The following is a 16,342-nucleotide window of genomic DNA, read 5'->3' as shown; positions in this document are numbered from 1 at the left end:
TACACAAGTCGCAGTCTTGATGTTCAAATTCAAGGCAGTACTGGCCTACGACCAGAAGGAACTCAAAGTAAGTTTAATCCTTCCTATGTTTTCTTTGGCTCTCTTGCATACTTTTTAACCTCACTTATTATAACGATTTTCATTTATTTATAATTCTATTGTATATTTGTATCTCTTTACCTAATACAATCTATTCTTAGCGTTTATGAGATTCATATACACCGTTGTCTTGAGGAGAATATAAATATGAGTTTTCTTGACACTATGGATCCTTTTTTATTGCAGCTAGTTATTGTCCCAACCATTGTGATTGGATTAGGCGTATTAGTCTCAGCCATAACCAATAAAATTTTTATTGGCCCGCTAGTGACTTTAATAGCCAACCTGATCTTTGAAGTTTGGCATTCTAAATACTATTATCAATATCCTGATATTTCATTTTCAGAATGGAACATCATATTTCCTAGTATTTCCTTGTTCCTATCAGCAATTATTGTAGCTTATATTAGAACCAAAAATTAAAGATCCTATCAAATCCATTATTAATAAGAGAAATCTTTTGTCCAAATAAAAAGCATTAATCCATATGGACTAATGCTCTCTAAGAAAATCAAATTTTCCCACTATTACCTTCAGTCAATTGTTAATTAAATTTCTCTTTATTAAAGCTGCGATTTGTTTATCATTTTGATCCGGATTGTTTTCCAAATGTTTAATAATTAACTCTTGTCTCTCCACAGGATGATTTTGACTCAGCTTTGCCTGTGCTTCTATTTTGGTAATAATAATCTTAAAGGCGACAAGCTCTCTTATCATACCTTCGATTATACTGGAATCTAAGTCTAGATAATGGTATGAGCTATCTGCCTTTTCATACTTATTAACCAGGCTATTTAAGGTGTGATGGATGACATTCTTTTCACTCACAATCTCCATTCTGCCATATACATGAATAGAAACATAATCCCAAGTAGGTACTGATTTAATAGTTTCATAATAAATAGGAGAAATATAACAATGAGGGCCATGGAAAACAGCAAGGACCTGCTGTTTTCCTGCTTCTTCCCACTGTTTGTTTGCACGCGCCATATGGCCATATAAGGCAAATTGATCTTTATCTAATATTAGGGGTAAATGCGTAGCATATGGTTCGCCGTTATGCTGTGAAAAAAGAGTAGCGAAGCTGTATTTTTCAATAAAATCATAAATGGTTTCTTTGTCATCGATAGTAAAGCACTCAGGTATGAACATCGTGATATTCCTCCTTAAGTTCGTCTATGAAAAGAACAAAGAAGAGTTAAAAAGATATGATTCCAGATATGTAAAAATATTAAAATTCAAAAGCTGAATCTTTTGCCGTCAATATCATATCCGTACTTATAGTGTTGAAATACGAATCAATCAATTGCTTCAATTCATTCATGGCTAGATTAGCACGTTCAGCTTGTTCTTTGTTAATGGATTCAATGAATAGGACAGCATCCGTTGTGTCATCAGTTAGCATCGTTCTTTGAGCTTCTCTCCAGTTTAAGCATCTGCAAATAGCTCCGTCCTGATCATAATAGATGATTTCCTCCGGTAAAGCAGGGGAATCTTGATCAGCACCAAGTGGCAAGAATGGTTCTCCTCCTTTTGCTTTCCCAAGACGTAAGTCCCCAGTGATACAATTTAAATCTTCTCCGCCACAGGGAACAGCATATTTTAGAGAAACACTATTATAGATGTCCACCAAAGGATTAATTGGTGTAAACTCTCTACCTTGATTGGCTCTCTTTAGCAATGCTTCAATCGATGAACGAGTACCCTTTTTCGTTTTAAATTTACCAAATGCTTTACGCCATTCATCAACAACTTGATTTTGGCTAAATGTATCTTCTGTCAGAAACTGAGTAGCCTCCTTAGCCGCTCTGTTAAGTAGTTCAGAGAAATCATCATGGTTTTCTTCCGAACCTCGATTATTAATATTTCTAACAATTAACATATTAATTTGAGCATCCGGGAAAACATCCCAAAATTCAGTATCGACAATAAATTTCACCATCACACAACACTCCACTTCATCGTTTTTAATCATGAAAGGATCTATAAATAGTTATATCAATGATTTACTCATGATAAAGTCGACTTGTTCTTCATCACCCATATAGAAGGAGTGAGCTCCTATTTGAACAAATCCTCTTTTTTTATAAAAATTAAGAGCAATCTCATTCTTTTCCCAAACGCCCAGCCACATAAGCTTCTTCTTTTGTCCAATGGCTATTTCCTCTGCCTTATCCATCAGATAGTTGCCCAATCCGCTTCTTTTAAATTTTGACTTTATATAAATCCGCTCAATTTCTAGTGCCTCATCAGCTATTCTTTCAGTTTGAGCATCATTGAAATTGACCTTTAAATAGCCTGCGAGTTCTTCACAGAAATAGATGAAATAAAATTCAGAGGAAGCATTGGATAATTCCGTCTCTAACTGTTCGCGATTAAATGCCCTTTCTAAATAGGCCTTTAAATTTTCAGGCGAATTCTGATCCTTAAATGTATCAGTGAATGTCTGAATACTAATTTCTTGGAGGATCTGTATATCTTCATGATTGCACTTTTGTATATTTACATTCATTTTATGGATGTCTCCTTTATGTAATCAATACGTTCTCTTATTTCCTTTTTTCACAAATTCCCAATCTACTTCAATATTTTTTCTAACTCTTTGAAGGAGATCAAAAATAATATCTATCTCTGTTTCAGATAATCCAGCTAATGCTACTTTATTAGAATAATCATTCTCTCGTTTTATAAATGGGTAAACCTTTGCCCCTTTTTCCGTTGGAAAGAGCTTTTTTATTTTTTTGTTTTGATGATCAGCTTTCTTTTCAATAAAACCATTCAGTTCAAGTTTTTTTATAGCTCGTGCAGCCGTGGTTCGATCCACTTTTATCATCTCAGCTAACTTCTCTTGAATGATACCAGGATTCTCACAAATGCGGACCAGGTACAAATATTGCCCTTTAGTAAGGTCATATTCCTTAAATTCTATATTACTAATCGAATCTAAAGCCCTGGCAATCATGCCTATTTCCCGTAGAATTTCCTTCATAAATACATCTCCATTACTTTAAGCACTTAAATTATGCTATTATAATTATTATAGTACATTTTGTTGTATATGCAACAAAATGTATAATGAAAAAGACCGCAATGGATGTGCACCCTAAAAGTTAGAATCAAAAGGCAACTTTTGGGGTCACCTTCAATTTAGCAGCCTTTTCATTACATCTTATTTGTTACCACATCACAGAATTCATCTGCAGCTTCATAATGAGGTGTATGACCGCTATTTTTCATCGTATATATTTCACCTTGTTTAACCTCGGTTATATACGTTTGAACTTGAATCGGGCAGGTCACAACATCATGCTCTCCTAAAATTAAGAGACAGGGGATATTGATTTTTTTCAACAGAGGCAAAACTGACTCAAATATCTTTCCTTCATCTCTTAAGCGGTCGAAATGGATTGCTGATTTATTATAGAAGTTATCCCACTGATCATCTGAATATACGCCTGTATCAGTTGGATTAGTAAAATTATGAGTATAGATTTCCATCCTATTTTCTTCTAGAAGTTCACCAATCTCCATATACCCCTCTACCAGTTCTCGTGCTGAAAGAGTGGCGTCATTATAAAGTTTTATACACTTCAATTCATGCTCGACCATCTTATATTTTTCAAATAAACTAGCCGTTTTTTTAAGAAGTGCTTTAGCTGTTAGTCTAAAATCAAATGTTGGTCCTTCAAAAATTACTTTTTCTACGGAGTTAGGATACCGTGATGCATAAAGTACTGCCAGGTAACCTCCAAAAGAATGCCCTATTATAGACCATTTCTTTATTCTAAGTAATTGCCGAAGCCCCTCACAATCGTCAACCAAGTCATCAAGACAAAATGTTTCTCCAATACTTATGCCTTCAGACCTGCATACCCCTCTTTGATCAGATGCTATTAGTTTGAATTTATCTCCTAAACGAGTCTTTTGGTGATAGGTGAAATCGAAGCAGCCTTCTCCGGGGCCTCCGTGTAAATATAAAATCGCTTTATCACATTTTTTATGGCTGATTTCCACATATATCTTTTTCCCTTTAATATCAATTAATTGTCCATTCTCCATTTAGTTATCCTCCTTATATTCAATGATTAGATTATCTACTTCCTATATAAGGAGGAGCTCTTGTAGAGAAGCATAGAATACAGTGTTAATGAAACGGCTTATTACAGTACCTCACAATTTACCTCCAATCTAGTTTTTAAAAATCCTTTTAGGTTTAAAGAGAAAACTAAGTTATTCTATTGAGAAGCAACTATCCTAATTCGGATTAGGGTTTTTAAGAACCTCACTTAATTGTAAAGGAGAGATAGTTCCTTGATGAAAATATAATTGCCATCTGCCACCAATCAATTTCCATATTGAACTTCGATAGGTATTACGATTACGAGTGCTATCAACAATGAAATAAGTAGATAAAACAACATCTTGCGCTAACGGATAAATATTATAGTTATAGAGTGACATCTCAGTTAAAACCACTCCATCTTCCAGACAGGCTTTTTTATCAAACATAAACCCTGAACTGCCAATCTCAAAGAAATCGTCTGCCAGTATGTTATCCAGCTTGTCCCGACTTTTACGAACTTCAAATCCAATATGGCTTTCTTCTAATTCCTTTAATTGTTCCTTTAATTTCACATCCATTTAATCAGTCCCTTTACTAACGCATTATTATTTTAATCCGCTTATTTTATAGCCCTTTATCTACTAATTGTGTTTTTACTATCTAATATTTATTTTCAAATTAGGTGTAGCATTCTCATTTCTGGTGAGGTATCTTAACATTTTGCGCTTGAAATTGAATATTTTTCTGTATTTCTTCAAATGTTAGACAATGGAGGTGAGAGTAAATGAAGAATAATCAAGATCAATCTAAATTCCGGGTACGAAATCAGGAAACGACATCAAAAAACGGTGATACTCCCTTAAAACATATACCCACTGTAAATAGCCGTCACGGTTCAAATATCAAGACGAATGATGAGTGATCTAATGATATCAGCCAAATGAAAGGAGCAATTGGATGACTAACTCTAGCAAGGATTCTATTCAAATAAAAATGGAGCAAATTTTATCTCATACCTGCGGCTCCTTTGAGTATTGTACAGAAACCAATATCCAGACTTTTTTAACCCAATGCTATGAAGAAAATATCGATCCCCAATATTGCTTAAGCTGGATCGCAGAGCATAATGCAAAAATCCCTAATTGGGCTAATGTATCTAAAATCTCACAGGAATGGATTAATGGACATACCTCTACTGGCTCTACGTTTTTTAATAATGAGGGAGATGTACTTCGGTAAAAGCAAAGCTGTCCATAGGGCAGCTTTTTATTACTTACCTTCACTTCTATTTGATGGTAAAAGTTTTTTCAAAATCGCTAAATTTTCTACAAGAAATGCAGCGTTTTTTTCCATTCCACGCTTCTTACACCACCCAATGCTATTGAAGGCATCTGTAAATCGATAAAAGGGCAATACAATATCTAAATCAATTAAAGGTCGGATACTTTTATAGCCCTCTTTATATGCCTGGTAGAGGGTATGATCGCAGCTTAAAATATCACGATAAATTTTAGTGAAATCGATTTCTGTTGAACCAAATCGTACGGATTCAAAATCGATGATTCCTGAGACTTGATTGTCGTCCGCTATAATATTGGCGGGGCGAAAATCCATATGTACTAAGCTTGGTCCGTCTGGGGCAGGGAGTTGCCGTTTCATGATTTCAAACTTTTCTATAGCCTGTTCATATAAATGTTCATCCAATACATCTCTTACATCCACAGCAAAACTATAGAATTTTGATTCAAGAAAGTCGGACCAATTCGGGAATTCATTTTGTATGGCAATCAACTCGTTCGTTATCGGCAGCTGAATAGAATGCATTGAAGCATGTATAACTCCAACATGATATACTGCTTTGGGTGAAGCCACAGGTGTTAAAGGTTGTCCTTTTAATTCGGAAAGCAAAAAAGCACTAGGGCACTCCTCATCTCCAAACCAACAATCTAGCATATCAGGAATCGCAATTCTTCCTTTTAAAATCTCATAAGCTTCCAATTCCCGCTGAAACTTTAACTTTGTATAAGGAATTTTAATAAAAACCGTCGCTCCCCTAAGCAACTCACATTTATAGACGTTTGAACTAAAGGAATCTTCAACTTCATTCATTGATATTACCTGCAATCCAAAATGTTCAATGATACGTTTTATAATAAAAATCTCCTCCTCATCGAACTTACTCTATCTGAAAGCTCAAAGACAACGCTCTTTACGATACTCGTTTCTCAATATAAAACAACAAAATTTAACATATGTATTCCATCTTTAAAAACTCGAAAGTGCTGCCATTTGTATCTTGCATAAAAATCTCAACATCTTTAAATCCAACTTTTCTATATACATTAATTGCTCTTTGATTAAATGTAGCAACTGATAAGGTGATTTTTTGAGGATTCGCTTCAGATTTAATAAACTCCATCCCTGCCTTTAAAAATTCTAATCCCATCCCTTTTCCAGTTAAATCAGGCCTCATCCCTAAACCGATATCAACCGTGTTATCGTCAATTCTGTGAATACTCAAGAAAGCTATTAATTCTTCATCTTTTGATACAGCGAACATAGAGTTACCTCGTTTATCAACATCTAAAAATTCCTCTAAATCATCTTTATCCGCTTCCAAATCATAAAAAGAATATTCACTATCATAATGCCAGGTGAAAGCAATTGTTTCTGCTTGTTCTTGTGCCATACTATATATTTCAAATGACATTCTATCTTTCACTCCTCATTATTTTTATTCACCTTAGCTGTAAAAAAGAAAGCAAGATAACTTGCCCTCTTGAAAGAATTTACACCTGTTTTTCCTTTTGAAAAGTAACTATTACAACACCAGCAATAATTAAAATGGCACCTACAAAGAAATTAATGCCCAACTTTTCATTTAGTATGAGCCACCCTAAGAAAGAACCAACCAGTGGCTGAAAAAAGAAAAATAATGAGCCGATTCCTGCATCCATCATTTCTAATCCTTTGTTCCAAAGGAAAAACGCTCCCGCAGTTGAAACTACCCCCAGATAGATAACCCCCATGATAACTAAAGCACTATCATAGTCAGCAGCATTTGATTGAAGTTCCCATATCATTACAGGTGTTGTAAACACAAGCGCAAACATGACCGCATAGGTAGTGATTGTTAATGACGTAAAACGCGCAGAGGCAATTTTTACATAGACGGATAATAAAGCCCAGGTAATGGCAGCTCCCACTAATATCATGCTACCTAAAAAATAATCTCCAGCCTTTGTATCCCATCCAATAACAATGGTGACTCCGATTGATGCGAGTATGACCGAGATAACTTTTCTGCCCGTTAGCTTTTCCTTCAGAATAAGCGTTGCAAAAACAACCATAAAAGCTGGTGTAGCTGATGTTATTAAAGATCCCGTATGGGCATCGGATAATTTAGTACCAATGAATTGAAAAGCAATTGATACAAAGTAACCTATAAACCCAATCCACCCCAGCAGCAGCCAATCTTTCATCTGTATCGTTTCACGAGTTTTACTTTTGACTTGAATGGTCTTTAAAATAGCGTACAAAACAACAAATGCAACTACATACCTTAGCCATACTAGCGTCAATGGCGGAATAAAATCCAAAACATATTTGCTCACTACGTACATACCGCCCCACAAACTGGCGGCCAAGGATAAACAAACAGCTCCGAGTAAACTTTGTTTCATTTTGAAAATACCTCCGTCTACAAAAATAGGATTATTAAAAATCATCTTCAGCTAAGACGAGGTATGACTTTTTTGACTGTTCATTCCTCAACTTATGAATGAACAGCTGGTTGGTCATTTTCTAATAGATTTAATTACAATCTCATTACCGATTACACCACAAATTGCCATTTTGTATTCATCTAAAGTATAAACTATCTCTTCTACTATACGTTTTTAATCTCCAGCCATTCATTTTCTAAAATACTCATTTCCCATAAACTCCAGTATTCATCGCCATTTTTACTTGCATCTCTATGTAAACCCTCTTTTACAAATCCTGCCTTTTCGTAACAATCAATGGCAGAGTCATTAAAGTCAAATACTCCAAGACTAACCCTATGTAAGTGAAGTTCTTCAAATGCGATTTTAAGTATTTCTTTAATCATTTGCTGACCGATCCCTTTACCTCTTGTGTTTTTATCACCGATTAGGACTTTTCCAACTCTTGCAGATTCGTTTTTTCTATCAATTCTCCCCAAAGAGATATGTCCAATAACGTTGCCTGTTTCTTGATCAACCACTTTATAAATCAGAGCTTCTGAGTTAGCATGATTGGCATTCTCCATGTACTTTTCTAATTGAGTATCATTCAAGGGATAGTTAAACCCAGGGCCACCCCATTGAAGTAAAAATGCAGGCGAATCAATCCAATTGATAAGCTGTTTAAAATCAGAGCGTTCAAAATACTTTAGTTCTATCATGATTACCACCTCCCCTTAATACTGGTCTAGATATATAGAACATCTCTAATTTAAAGACTTCTTAAATACATAACTTACTTTGTCATAGTTCATCCGCTCTTCATAAAAACGATGGGTATCTTTACGCTGCAATCCTGATGATAAGGATATCGTTTCATAATTGTTTTCCTTAGCCCATTGATGAACATATGTAAGTAATTGTTCACCATATCCTTTGGAACGTTTATTTATATCCGTAACCAAATCACATACCCAAACAAATCGTCCATAATAAAGAGTGATCATCGTTTTAAAACCAATTACCGCAACTATTTCACCCGCATCAACCAAAGCAAACATTTTGTATCTATCGCTTTCTTGTGCATCCAAGACGAGTTCAAGATAGGAGTTTTCATCGAGATGAGTACGCAGCTGCTTCATCACAGGGAATGCTTCAACTATTTCATTTACTGATTTAATTTCTTTAATCGTGAACGGATCCATAATCCACCTCTTATTTCTGAATATTTAGTCATTTTATCTTGCAATTTGCCTGTTCTACTCTATTCTTTAGTAATTCCGACTTCCTTTATTTTTCCCCCAGTAAAAAGCCATGGAATAACTCCCCTCCAAAAGGTTCTAATATATTTTCAACTAAATGGATTACTTGATCCTTTTCTCCTGTCTTATAAAAACAATCAAATGCTTCTACAAATTGGTTTGCAAATAATTCATCATATTGCTTGAGAGAACGAACTACCCATTTTGATGTGCCAATCCATTGACGGTTTGCTCTTAAGATAAATTCACTTACCAATTCAGCAAGTGTATTGGCTATAAAGAGTTCCTCTGCCCGATTCGTACAGCCTTTAAAATCATCGAGTGCATCCGTAATAAAATAACGCTTCGTATTGATTATTTCGGCTGTCCATTCTTCTGGACCTTTAGCCAGTATTTCTTTAGCCTCTTTTTTAATCGAATCGATTATTCCGCAATCTTTTAAGATTATCCCTTCAGAAATCATTCTTGACAGTGAAGGTCTTGCCCTTTCACAGTCACTTTCAACAAACAGTTTATAAGAGGTTAAATTATATACGAACATTTCAATAGGCCATCCAAATTCAACTAATGACTCTCGATAGGATGAACTGATATTTTTATCGAAAATAACGATATCCAAGTCAGATGTTTCAGTTGCTTCACCCCGAACAACGCTCCCTGCCAATAGAGCACCCTGACAGTTTGGAAAATAAATTTTAATAAACCGTTGCCCGGCTTCAATTGGACTTATTTTATTAAATCCACCCATTGACTCACCTCTGATTCGACAAATTTCTCAATTATTTGATTCTACATTGAGATATGAAATACCTTCCAAAAACCAAAGCTTTATCGAAAACAAAAAAGAACTGGTTGACAGCTCTTGATTTTATTTAATAGTTTCCCATTCTTCTCGCAATAAGCCCATTCTAATTGAATCGTAATATTCGTTATCATAGAAACGGCATTTTCTTAACCTTGCTTCCATTTGCATACCTAATTTTTCTCCAACTTTGATCATTCGCTGATTACCAGACCAGGTTGTGTACCCTACACGAACTAAAGGCATCGTTTTAAATAAATGGTCAATCCATAATTTTAAAGCTCTCGTACCATATCCCCCATTCCAATATTGAGGATTATATATACCAATGCCCATTTCTAGCCACTTTGACGGCTCATGCTCCCAGTAATAACTGACTGTACCAATTATTTTTCCATCTACTTCTATTCCCCAGTAGTAATCTTGATTGATAATCTTATCCCTTTTCTTCAAGTAATCATCATAGGATATAGACTTATGTTCAAAATAGGGGGCATCCCACTTTTTCCATTCAGGAGATTCTTCTTTATAAACTAATTCCCATAAAGAATATAAATCTTCTTCTCTGATTGGCCGAATAATTAACTCATGATTCTTATACATATGTATAATTGAGCCCCTTTCTCTTTTTAAAACTTAATAAGATTAAGCTATTTGAATGGTATTCCTGTTTATTTATTTTCATCTATATCTCCAATATGAATCTGCTATTTCTTTTCAATCTCGTATAAATCCTCCCTCTGAATGTATAATCTGACCTGTTATCCACTCTCCTTCTTGAGAAGCAAGGAAGCCAATCATACGGGCTACATCTTCAGGTACACCTATACGTCCCATTGGAAACTTAGGTAAAAGATGTTCCCGAATCTCATCTGTCATCCATGTTGAATCAGTAGGACCAGGGTTTACAGCATTGACTGTAATTCCTAATGATGCCAGTTCAGCGGACAATGACCGAGTGAACGCTGAAATAGCTCCTTTTGTGGCTGCATAAGCTAATTCGTCAGGCATCGCACCCAAGTCCTGACCTGATGTCATATTAATAATTCTGCCTGATTTATATCCAGCATTCTTAAAACATCGAGCAAATTCTGTACATAACAGAAAAGTAGTCCTCATATTAACGGCATAATGGTCATCCAAAGTTTTAGCGTCCAGATTTAGATACCCATCTCTTGTTGAATGGGCTGCATTATTAATCAATATGGAAGGTACACCTAATTCCTCTGAAATACGCTTAATTGTTTCGGAGGCTGCATTTGCATCTGACAGGTCAATTTCCATGCTTTTGCAACGGACTCCGTTAGTTTGTATTTCATTAAAAAAGATTTCAGGCCATTCTTGTTCTGCTTTCCAGTATGTAAAAAATATATCAGCTCCCTGTGAAGCTAGTTTTCTGCAAATGGCCGTCCCAATATCCCTTGAACCACTCGCACCTGTTACTAAAGCTATTTTCCCATGCAAAAAAGTCATGTATTTTCCCTTCCCTAAAGCAATTTGATATTTATACTAGGTATTGTGATTAATCATAATTAAAAACCCATAATTTAACAATAAAAAAAACCAACCATATATATACTGGAATAAATCTAAATCTGACAAACTAATAATTGAAAATAAAGAAAAAAAGGGGAGAGAGAGTCCCCCTTTTAGGTACGCGAATAAAATTATAAAAAGATAGACAAGACTGTTAAAATACTAATCGATCCCACCACTACAAGCATGACATTGGCTCCAAGCAAAGAAAGAATGATAGCTGACATCCCACCGATTAATCCTATCCAAATGTTTTCCTGTATAAAAAGCACACCAGGAAAAATCAATGCACCCAGCGTTGCATAGGGGATGTTTTGTAAAAAACCTTCCCAAAATGGAGAGAGCTTCATTTCTTTAAACAAAACAAAAGGCAGCATTCTTGGTATGTATGTAACGAGGGCCATCCCTAATATAAGTATAAAACTAGATGCCGTCATTCACTTGTCCTCCTTTTGCCAATCAACGTATACATCCATTCAACCAGAAAGGCTGATAAAAGCGTTGCCACAATAATTGACCAGCCGGTGGATAAAAGACCCGTTACAGATAATATTGTGTTAAAGATTGCTCCCATACCAGCAAGGAGGAGGATTTTACGGCTTTTCGCCAATGCTGGCATTAACAGAGCAATAAACATCGCATAGAGGGCAATACTCATACTTTCCTGTAAGGCATGGGGCAAACTGGCTCCGAACAAATAACCAACTCCCGTACAGAGAACCCAGCTTACATAAGCAATTCCTCCAAGGCCGAACATATAGCCCGCTGTTATTTTCCCCTTTTTAAAGGATGCGACCGAAAACGTTTCATCTGTAATACCAAATGAATAAATAATCTTTTTCCATAAAGGATCATTCACAGATTTTAACTGAATGGATGTCGCCATTAATAAATGCCGTATATTTAAAATAAATGTAGCGACAATAATACCAATTACACCTGTACCGAGTGACAGCAAATTTAATGCTGTGTACTGAGAAGCACCTGCATATACCAATATACTCATAGCTAAGGCTTCCCCAAATGTTAGTCCCGATGATTTGGCAAGCAGACCAAATGTTAGCGCGATTGGAAAATATCCTATCGCAATACTGATTCCTGCCTGAATCCCCTCCTTAAAATCCGATACACTGCGCTCGGCAACCTGCACCTCCATGACATACTCCTTTCTTAGTCTCTTACGTCAAGATAAAATAAGCTATTCCTAATAATTCAAGGGTTTTTACTCTTATCTACCAAGCTTCTGTAAGAGATTTACGTATTTTACTTATTCTTTTAATGGTTATACCAAAAGTCTGTCTTATCGAACTTATCTTTTGTATTGGAATTTTTTGAATATTGTAGAATTACATTCATCCCTCATATAATGGATTTATGATGAAGATGAAAGTAGGGATACTTATGCAAGGTAATGAAAAAACATTAGGATATGTACGAGTAGTTATTGATGAAGTTGGCAAAGTAGCACATATTTGTCCAAACACTCTGCATCATCCTGATCCAGACGAACAAGAACGTTTACAAAAAATAATTTCAGTTAATCACTTAGATGAAGTTTTCTCTAAAATGGGCCATTCCTATAAAGATTGCCAGGTTTTAGTCGTATTCCACGAAAACAATAACCATGTATGTGTAGAGCATTCTATGACGATTCAACCAAATTTCAAAAGCTTCTGGAGAGAGAGAATCACCAAAAAAATCGAAAAGCATCATGAAAGCATGCGCGATGAAATCCATATCCAGAGCCGAATTGATTTGTGGGAAGATACATACAAAGAAACATTTGTTCCAACAAGAAAGGTTGGCTAAAATAGATGGAAACAGCAAGCATAATGCTTGCTGTTTCTGTTTGTTTACTCCTATACATCTATTATCCCAACAAGCTCCTATCAGAAATTTGCGTATTCCGTTTTAGTTTTTGGAATTCATTCAATAACTGATCAATGGTTAACGTTTGTTTAGAGTTTTGATCTGCTTCATAAATAATTTCACCGCTATCCATCATGATTAATCGATTGCCCAAATCAAGGGCCTGCTGCATATTGTGGGTTACCATTAAGGTTGTCAATTTATGTTCTTTTACGATTTTTTTCGTAAGTTCGGTTATAAGCTGAGCCCGTGATGGATCGAGTGCTGCAGTATGCTCATCAAGGAGGAGTATATCCGGCTCTGTAAAAGTAGCCATTAATAAGGATAGCGCCTGTCTTTCCCCTCCTGATAGCAAGCCGACCTTCGCAGATAATCGGTTCTCCAGACCTAAATGAAGCTCCTCTAGTTTTTCTTTAAAAAACAGTCTGCGCTTATTTGTAACCCCGAAACTGAGCCCTGCTCTTTTTGTTCTTGCATAGGCAATGGCCAGGTTTTCTTCGATTGTCATCGTCGGAGCAGTACCTGCCAGCGGATCCTGAAAAACCCTTCCTATTTTTCGGGCACGGCGGTGTTCTCCCGCATACGTCAAATCGGTTCCGTTAAGGATGATTTTTCCTGAATCGGGCAGGATTTTTCCTGAAATTAAATTCATAAGTGTGGATTTACCCGCTCCATTACTTCCAATTACCGTCACAAAATCTCCCTGCTTCAATTCAAGATTAATCTGATTTAATGCCATTTTTTCATCAGGAGAGCCTTCATTAAACACTTTTAATATCTGACTTAGTTGCAGCAAGCTGCTCTCCTCCATTCTCATTTATACTAGGTTTAACCGTTTCTGCATTCAATTCTTTCATTCGATTGCGTCTTTTCCGGGATTTTTTCGTACTGTCTATCCATTTTGGAATAAGCAAAGCAATAATAACAATTACAGCCGTAATTAGTTTCATATCTCCCGCTTCAAGAAACTCCACTTTAAGCGCAAAGGCTACAACCAATCGATATAAAATCGCTCCGCCAATAACCGCTAAGGTCGCTCTGGCAATGGATTTAGAACCGAAGACTGCTTCCCCGATAATAACGGATGCAAGCCCAATGACGATCATTCCAATCCCCATTCCGACATCAGCAGACCCAATATACTGTGCGACAAAAGCTCCTGATAAAGCGACCAGCGCATTGGCGATTCCAAGTCCCAGCATTTTCGTCATATCTGTATGAACCGAAAAGCTGCGCACCATTTGCTCATTATCTCCAGTTCCTCGAATGGCAAGGCCGATTTCTGTTTTCAAAAATGCATCCAGTAACATCTTGCCTACGATAACAAATAAAATCATCGGCAATACAATGGACCATGTATGCGGAATATAGCCTTCTAATCCAATGTTTGTGAAAAGTGATGCAATCCAGTTATCAATTCCAAGACTCGCCCACCATGTACCAAGCTGAGTAAAAATTGTATCCTCTGATAATAAGGATACATTTGGCTTACCTAGAATTCTTAGATTAATAGAATATAAGGCAATCATCATTAAAATTCCCGATAACAGTGGATTAATCTTCCCTTTTGTGTGCAGTAACCCCGTAATTATTCCTACAAAGAACCCTACAAATATCGCCGAAAACGTAGCAAGGATAGGACTTGTTCCGCCTGTAATTAAAATGGAAGCGACGGCCGCCCCTGTTACAAAGCTTCCGTCCACTGTCATATCAGGAAAGTTAAGAATTCGAAATGATAAGTAAACACCTAAGGCCATAATGCTATAAATAATGCCGGCTTCCACCGAACCAAAAACAGATGCAAACACGTATTAACCTTCCTTTCTGTTTGGATTAATTACGGCTGAAGAACCTTATTCCAGAAATTCAGCTTCCTCTTTAATTTTAGTAAGATCTATCTTCATTTTTTCAGCGGCTGATTTATTAATAACTAATTTCAAATCATTCGGTGCTTCAACAGGCAAGTCCTTCACCTCTTTTTCACCCTTCAGTAATTGCACAGCTTGTTCCCCCGCCTGATAGCCGATATCATAATAATTGAAGCCATATGCTGCAAAGCCACCTCTTTTGACTGAATCCAATTCTCCAACAAATAAAGGAATACTTTCTTTTTCTGCAACCTGGATCACAGACTCGAGTGCGGATACAACTGTATTATCTGTAATGATATAAATAGCATCTACTCTACCCACCAAAGAATCTGCAGCTTGCTTTACTTCAGAAGTGTTTGCAACAGAAACCTTTTCAACAGACACTCCATTTTTCTTTGCTTCATCTTCAACAGTTTTGACCTGAACCTCCGAATTTTGCTCACCGGCATTATAAATCGTTCCTATTTTCGTATAGCCCATTTCTTTTATCAACTTCACTGTATTAGGGATCGCTTCAGGGTGAGTATCTGTTGTTCCCGTCACATTTTTATCCGGTGCTTCCATGCTGGATACCAATTTTGCCCCTACTGGATCTGTAACAGATGTAAATACAATCGGTATATCCTTTGTAACATTGGCTGCAGTTTGAGCACTTGGAGTAGCATTAGCAAAGATTAAATCGACTTTTTCACTCACTAAATTAGTAGCAATCGTTTGATTATTATTTAACTCCCCCTGAGCATTCTGTTCATCATATTTAATGGACAACCCAGAATCCTCAAGAGCCTTTTTAAAGCCCTTTGTGGCCTCATCAAGCGATGGATGTTCAACAAATTGAGAAATCCCTACTGTATACTGTTTTCCTTCTCCATTTTTCTCACCTTCGCCGGACGATTTTTCATCCGAACCACAGCCTGCAAGTGCAATGGTTGATATTACAGCTATACTTGCCAATAAACTTTTCCATTTCATGATATGCTCCCCCACCCTTTATCGCTTTTATGCTTTTATTCGTTAAATTATAGCCTGAAAATTTTAGAATTGCAATAAATAATATAGAATATTCAGACAATAAAGCAGCGGCATATCTGTAAAAATTGAAACTTAAACTATAATATGCTATTTTTTAGCTGGGT

The 16,342-nt window shown here is 36.2% G+C and carries 23 protein-coding genes; 4 read left to right on the top strand and 19 right to left on the bottom strand.

The window, feature by feature from the left end; all coding sequences use genetic code 11:
* The first annotated feature begins 246 nt into the window (after window positions 1-246).
* Complete coding sequence (locus AC4G3O_RS06745) at window positions 247-522, top strand: DUF2651 family protein (RefSeq protein ID WP_066101756.1); 276 nt, start codon at window positions 247-249, stop codon at window positions 520-522.
* Between the two features lie 114 nt (window positions 523-636).
* Here AC4G3O_RS06745 and AC4G3O_RS06740 read toward each other — a convergent pair whose 3' ends face one another.
* The 6 genes from AC4G3O_RS06740 to AC4G3O_RS06715 form a co-directional block, all read right to left on the bottom strand.
* Complete coding sequence (locus AC4G3O_RS06740) at window positions 637-1,251, bottom strand: FMN-binding negative transcriptional regulator (RefSeq protein WP_066101757.1); 615 nt, start codon at window positions 1,249-1,251, stop codon at window positions 637-639.
* A 79-nt stretch (window positions 1,252-1,330) separates the two neighbouring features.
* Window positions 1,331-2,041 carry a B3/B4 domain-containing protein gene (locus AC4G3O_RS06735; protein WP_066101760.1) on the bottom strand — a complete coding sequence of 237 codons (711 nt, stop codon included), beginning with the start codon at window positions 2,039-2,041 and terminating at the stop codon, window positions 1,331-1,333.
* 51 nt (window positions 2,042-2,092) lie between these two features.
* Complete coding sequence (paiA, locus tag AC4G3O_RS06730) at window positions 2,093-2,611, bottom strand: spermidine/spermine N(1)-acetyltransferase (protein ID WP_066101763.1); 519 nt, start codon at window positions 2,609-2,611, stop codon at window positions 2,093-2,095.
* 24 nt (window positions 2,612-2,635) lie between these two features.
* Window positions 2,636-3,088: a MarR family winged helix-turn-helix transcriptional regulator gene (locus AC4G3O_RS06725; RefSeq protein ID WP_066101766.1), complete on the bottom strand. Its 453-nt coding sequence runs from the start codon at window positions 3,086-3,088 to the stop codon at window positions 2,636-2,638.
* Window positions 3,089-3,261: 173 nt separating this feature from the next.
* Window positions 3,262-4,158: an alpha/beta fold hydrolase gene (locus tag AC4G3O_RS06720; RefSeq protein ID WP_491135991.1), complete on the bottom strand. Its 897-nt coding sequence runs from the start codon at window positions 4,156-4,158 to the stop codon at window positions 3,262-3,264.
* Window positions 4,159-4,353: 195 nt separating this feature from the next.
* Entirely contained in the window at window positions 4,354-4,740 is a 387-nt protein-coding gene (locus tag AC4G3O_RS06715) for a nuclear transport factor 2 family protein (protein ID WP_140461135.1), read from the bottom strand.
* Window positions 4,741-4,946: 206 nt separating this feature from the next.
* On the opposite strand from AC4G3O_RS06715, the gene AC4G3O_RS06710 reads away from it, so the two are divergent.
* Window positions 4,947-5,084 (top strand): hypothetical protein, encoded by a 138-nt coding sequence (locus tag AC4G3O_RS06710; protein WP_180349926.1) that lies wholly within the window; start codon window positions 4,947-4,949, stop codon window positions 5,082-5,084.
* Window positions 5,085-5,119: 35 nt separating this feature from the next.
* Window positions 5,120-5,401: a hypothetical protein gene (locus tag AC4G3O_RS06705; RefSeq protein WP_491135990.1), complete on the top strand. Its 282-nt coding sequence runs from the start codon at window positions 5,120-5,122 to the stop codon at window positions 5,399-5,401.
* A gap of 30 nt (window positions 5,402-5,431) precedes the next feature.
* Here the strand turns inward: AC4G3O_RS06705 and AC4G3O_RS06700 are convergent, their stop codons facing one another.
* The 10 genes from AC4G3O_RS06700 to AC4G3O_RS06655 all read right to left on the bottom strand — a co-directional run bounded on the left by AC4G3O_RS06700 (window position 5,432) and on the right by AC4G3O_RS06655 (window position 12,622).
* On the bottom strand, window positions 5,432-6,271 hold the full coding sequence (locus tag AC4G3O_RS06700; protein WP_491135989.1) for a phosphotransferase family protein: 840 nt from the start codon (window positions 6,269-6,271) through the stop codon (window positions 5,432-5,434).
* Window positions 6,272-6,407: 136 nt separating this feature from the next.
* A complete protein-coding gene (locus AC4G3O_RS06695) occupies window positions 6,408-6,872 on the bottom strand; it encodes a GNAT family N-acetyltransferase (RefSeq protein ID WP_491135988.1) in 465 nt (154 codons plus the stop codon).
* Window positions 6,873-6,951: 79 nt separating this feature from the next.
* Window positions 6,952-7,845: a DMT family transporter gene (locus AC4G3O_RS06690; protein WP_066101791.1), complete on the bottom strand. Its 894-nt coding sequence runs from the start codon at window positions 7,843-7,845 to the stop codon at window positions 6,952-6,954.
* Window positions 7,846-8,051: 206 nt separating this feature from the next.
* Window positions 8,052-8,588, bottom strand: a complete 537-nt coding sequence (locus AC4G3O_RS06685) for a GNAT family N-acetyltransferase (RefSeq protein WP_066101794.1) — start codon at window positions 8,586-8,588, stop codon at window positions 8,052-8,054.
* Window positions 8,589-8,633: 45 nt separating this feature from the next.
* Window positions 8,634-9,071 carry a GNAT family N-acetyltransferase gene (locus tag AC4G3O_RS06680; RefSeq protein WP_066101797.1) on the bottom strand — a complete coding sequence of 146 codons (438 nt, stop codon included), beginning with the start codon at window positions 9,069-9,071 and terminating at the stop codon, window positions 8,634-8,636.
* 85 nt (window positions 9,072-9,156) lie between these two features.
* On the bottom strand, window positions 9,157-9,876 hold the full coding sequence (locus AC4G3O_RS06675) for a nucleotidyltransferase domain-containing protein (protein ID WP_140461132.1): 720 nt from the start codon (window positions 9,874-9,876) through the stop codon (window positions 9,157-9,159).
* A 120-nt stretch (window positions 9,877-9,996) separates the two neighbouring features.
* On the bottom strand, window positions 9,997-10,533 hold the full coding sequence (locus AC4G3O_RS06670; protein ID WP_066101801.1) for a GNAT family N-acetyltransferase: 537 nt from the start codon (window positions 10,531-10,533) through the stop codon (window positions 9,997-9,999).
* Between the two features lie 114 nt (window positions 10,534-10,647).
* A complete protein-coding gene (locus AC4G3O_RS06665) occupies window positions 10,648-11,403 on the bottom strand; it encodes an SDR family oxidoreductase (protein ID WP_490552073.1) in 756 nt (251 codons plus the stop codon).
* A gap of 194 nt (window positions 11,404-11,597) precedes the next feature.
* Window positions 11,598-11,903 (bottom strand): AzlD domain-containing protein, encoded by a 306-nt coding sequence (locus AC4G3O_RS06660; RefSeq protein ID WP_066101807.1) that lies wholly within the window; start codon window positions 11,901-11,903, stop codon window positions 11,598-11,600.
* Window positions 11,900-12,622 carry an AzlC family ABC transporter permease gene (locus AC4G3O_RS06655; RefSeq protein WP_066101810.1) on the bottom strand — a complete coding sequence of 241 codons (723 nt, stop codon included), beginning with the start codon at window positions 12,620-12,622 and terminating at the stop codon, window positions 11,900-11,902. The genes AC4G3O_RS06660 and AC4G3O_RS06655 overlap by 4 nt, the downstream gene beginning before the upstream one ends.
* A gap of 245 nt (window positions 12,623-12,867) precedes the next feature.
* Between AC4G3O_RS06655 and AC4G3O_RS06650 the strand changes: the two genes are divergently transcribed.
* Window positions 12,868-13,275 carry a hypothetical protein gene (locus AC4G3O_RS06650; RefSeq protein WP_066101814.1) on the top strand — a complete coding sequence of 136 codons (408 nt, stop codon included), beginning with the start codon at window positions 12,868-12,870 and terminating at the stop codon, window positions 13,273-13,275.
* Window positions 13,276-13,336: 61 nt separating this feature from the next.
* On the opposite strand, the gene AC4G3O_RS06645 is transcribed toward AC4G3O_RS06650, so the two are convergent.
* Genes AC4G3O_RS06645 through AC4G3O_RS06635 form a run of 3 tightly spaced genes read right to left on the bottom strand, consistent with a single transcriptional unit; the run spans window position 13,337 to window position 16,178 of the window.
* A complete protein-coding gene (locus AC4G3O_RS06645) occupies window positions 13,337-14,131 on the bottom strand; it encodes an ABC transporter ATP-binding protein (RefSeq protein WP_066101815.1) in 795 nt (264 codons plus the stop codon).
* The gene (locus tag AC4G3O_RS06640; protein WP_140461131.1) at window positions 14,097-15,143 is read right to left on the bottom strand and encodes an ABC transporter permease; all 1,047 of its coding nucleotides are present in this window, start codon (window positions 15,141-15,143) and stop codon (window positions 14,097-14,099) included. Before AC4G3O_RS06640 ends, AC4G3O_RS06645 begins: the two co-directional genes overlap by 35 nt.
* 45 nt (window positions 15,144-15,188) lie before the next feature.
* Complete coding sequence (locus AC4G3O_RS06635; RefSeq protein ID WP_066101818.1) at window positions 15,189-16,178, bottom strand: ABC transporter substrate-binding protein; 990 nt, start codon at window positions 16,176-16,178, stop codon at window positions 15,189-15,191.
* Window positions 16,179-16,342: the final 164 nt, after the last annotated feature.

This window comes from Bacillus sp. z14 (2026) (assembly GCF_058313575.1).
The sequence above is the reverse complement of the archived record's forward strand: the minus strand, read 5'-3'. Positions and strand labels throughout refer to the sequence as shown.

Excerpts from the sequence above, each read along its gene's own strand:
- AC4G3O_RS06745 (WP_066101756.1), top strand. The coding sequence starts at position 247 with ATGAGTTTTCTTGACACTATGGATCCTTTTTTATTGCAGCTAGTTATT.
- AC4G3O_RS06740 (WP_066101757.1), bottom strand. The coding sequence starts at position 1,251 with ATGTTCATACCTGAGTGCTTTACTATCGATGACAAAGAAACCATTTAT.
- AC4G3O_RS06735 (WP_066101760.1), bottom strand. The coding sequence starts at position 2,041 with ATGGTGAAATTTATTGTCGATACTGAATTTTGGGATGTTTTCCCGGAT.
- paiA (WP_066101763.1), bottom strand. The coding sequence starts at position 2,611 with ATGAATGTAAATATACAAAAGTGCAATCATGAAGATATACAGATCCTC.
- AC4G3O_RS06725 (WP_066101766.1), bottom strand. The coding sequence starts at position 3,088 with ATGAAGGAAATTCTACGGGAAATAGGCATGATTGCCAGGGCTTTAGAT.
- AC4G3O_RS06720 (WP_491135991.1), bottom strand. The coding sequence starts at position 4,158 with ATGGAGAATGGACAATTAATTGATATTAAAGGGAAAAAGATATATGTG.
- AC4G3O_RS06715 (WP_140461135.1), bottom strand. The coding sequence starts at position 4,740 with ATGGATGTGAAATTAAAGGAACAATTAAAGGAATTAGAAGAAAGCCAT.
- AC4G3O_RS06710 (WP_180349926.1), top strand. The coding sequence starts at position 4,947 with ATGAAGAATAATCAAGATCAATCTAAATTCCGGGTACGAAATCAGGAA.
- AC4G3O_RS06705 (WP_491135990.1), top strand. The coding sequence starts at position 5,120 with ATGACTAACTCTAGCAAGGATTCTATTCAAATAAAAATGGAGCAAATT.
- AC4G3O_RS06700 (WP_491135989.1), bottom strand. The coding sequence starts at position 6,271 with ATGAATGAAGTTGAAGATTCCTTTAGTTCAAACGTCTATAAATGTGAG.
- AC4G3O_RS06695 (WP_491135988.1), bottom strand. The coding sequence starts at position 6,872 with ATGTCATTTGAAATATATAGTATGGCACAAGAACAAGCAGAAACAATT.
- AC4G3O_RS06690 (WP_066101791.1), bottom strand. The coding sequence starts at position 7,845 with ATGAAACAAAGTTTACTCGGAGCTGTTTGTTTATCCTTGGCCGCCAGT.
- AC4G3O_RS06685 (WP_066101794.1), bottom strand. The coding sequence starts at position 8,588 with ATGATAGAACTAAAGTATTTTGAACGCTCTGATTTTAAACAGCTTATC.
- AC4G3O_RS06680 (WP_066101797.1), bottom strand. The coding sequence starts at position 9,071 with ATGGATCCGTTCACGATTAAAGAAATTAAATCAGTAAATGAAATAGTT.
- AC4G3O_RS06675 (WP_140461132.1), bottom strand. The coding sequence starts at position 9,876 with ATGGGTGGATTTAATAAAATAAGTCCAATTGAAGCCGGGCAACGGTTT.
- AC4G3O_RS06670 (WP_066101801.1), bottom strand. The coding sequence starts at position 10,533 with ATGTATAAGAATCATGAGTTAATTATTCGGCCAATCAGAGAAGAAGAT.
- AC4G3O_RS06665 (WP_490552073.1), bottom strand. The coding sequence starts at position 11,403 with ATGACTTTTTTGCATGGGAAAATAGCTTTAGTAACAGGTGCGAGTGGT.
- AC4G3O_RS06660 (WP_066101807.1), bottom strand. The coding sequence starts at position 11,903 with ATGACGGCATCTAGTTTTATACTTATATTAGGGATGGCCCTCGTTACA.
- AC4G3O_RS06655 (WP_066101810.1), bottom strand. The coding sequence starts at position 12,622 with ATGGAGGTGCAGGTTGCCGAGCGCAGTGTATCGGATTTTAAGGAGGGG.
- AC4G3O_RS06650 (WP_066101814.1), top strand. The coding sequence starts at position 12,868 with ATGCAAGGTAATGAAAAAACATTAGGATATGTACGAGTAGTTATTGAT.
- AC4G3O_RS06635 (WP_066101818.1), bottom strand. The coding sequence starts at position 16,178 with ATGAAATGGAAAAGTTTATTGGCAAGTATAGCTGTAATATCAACCATT.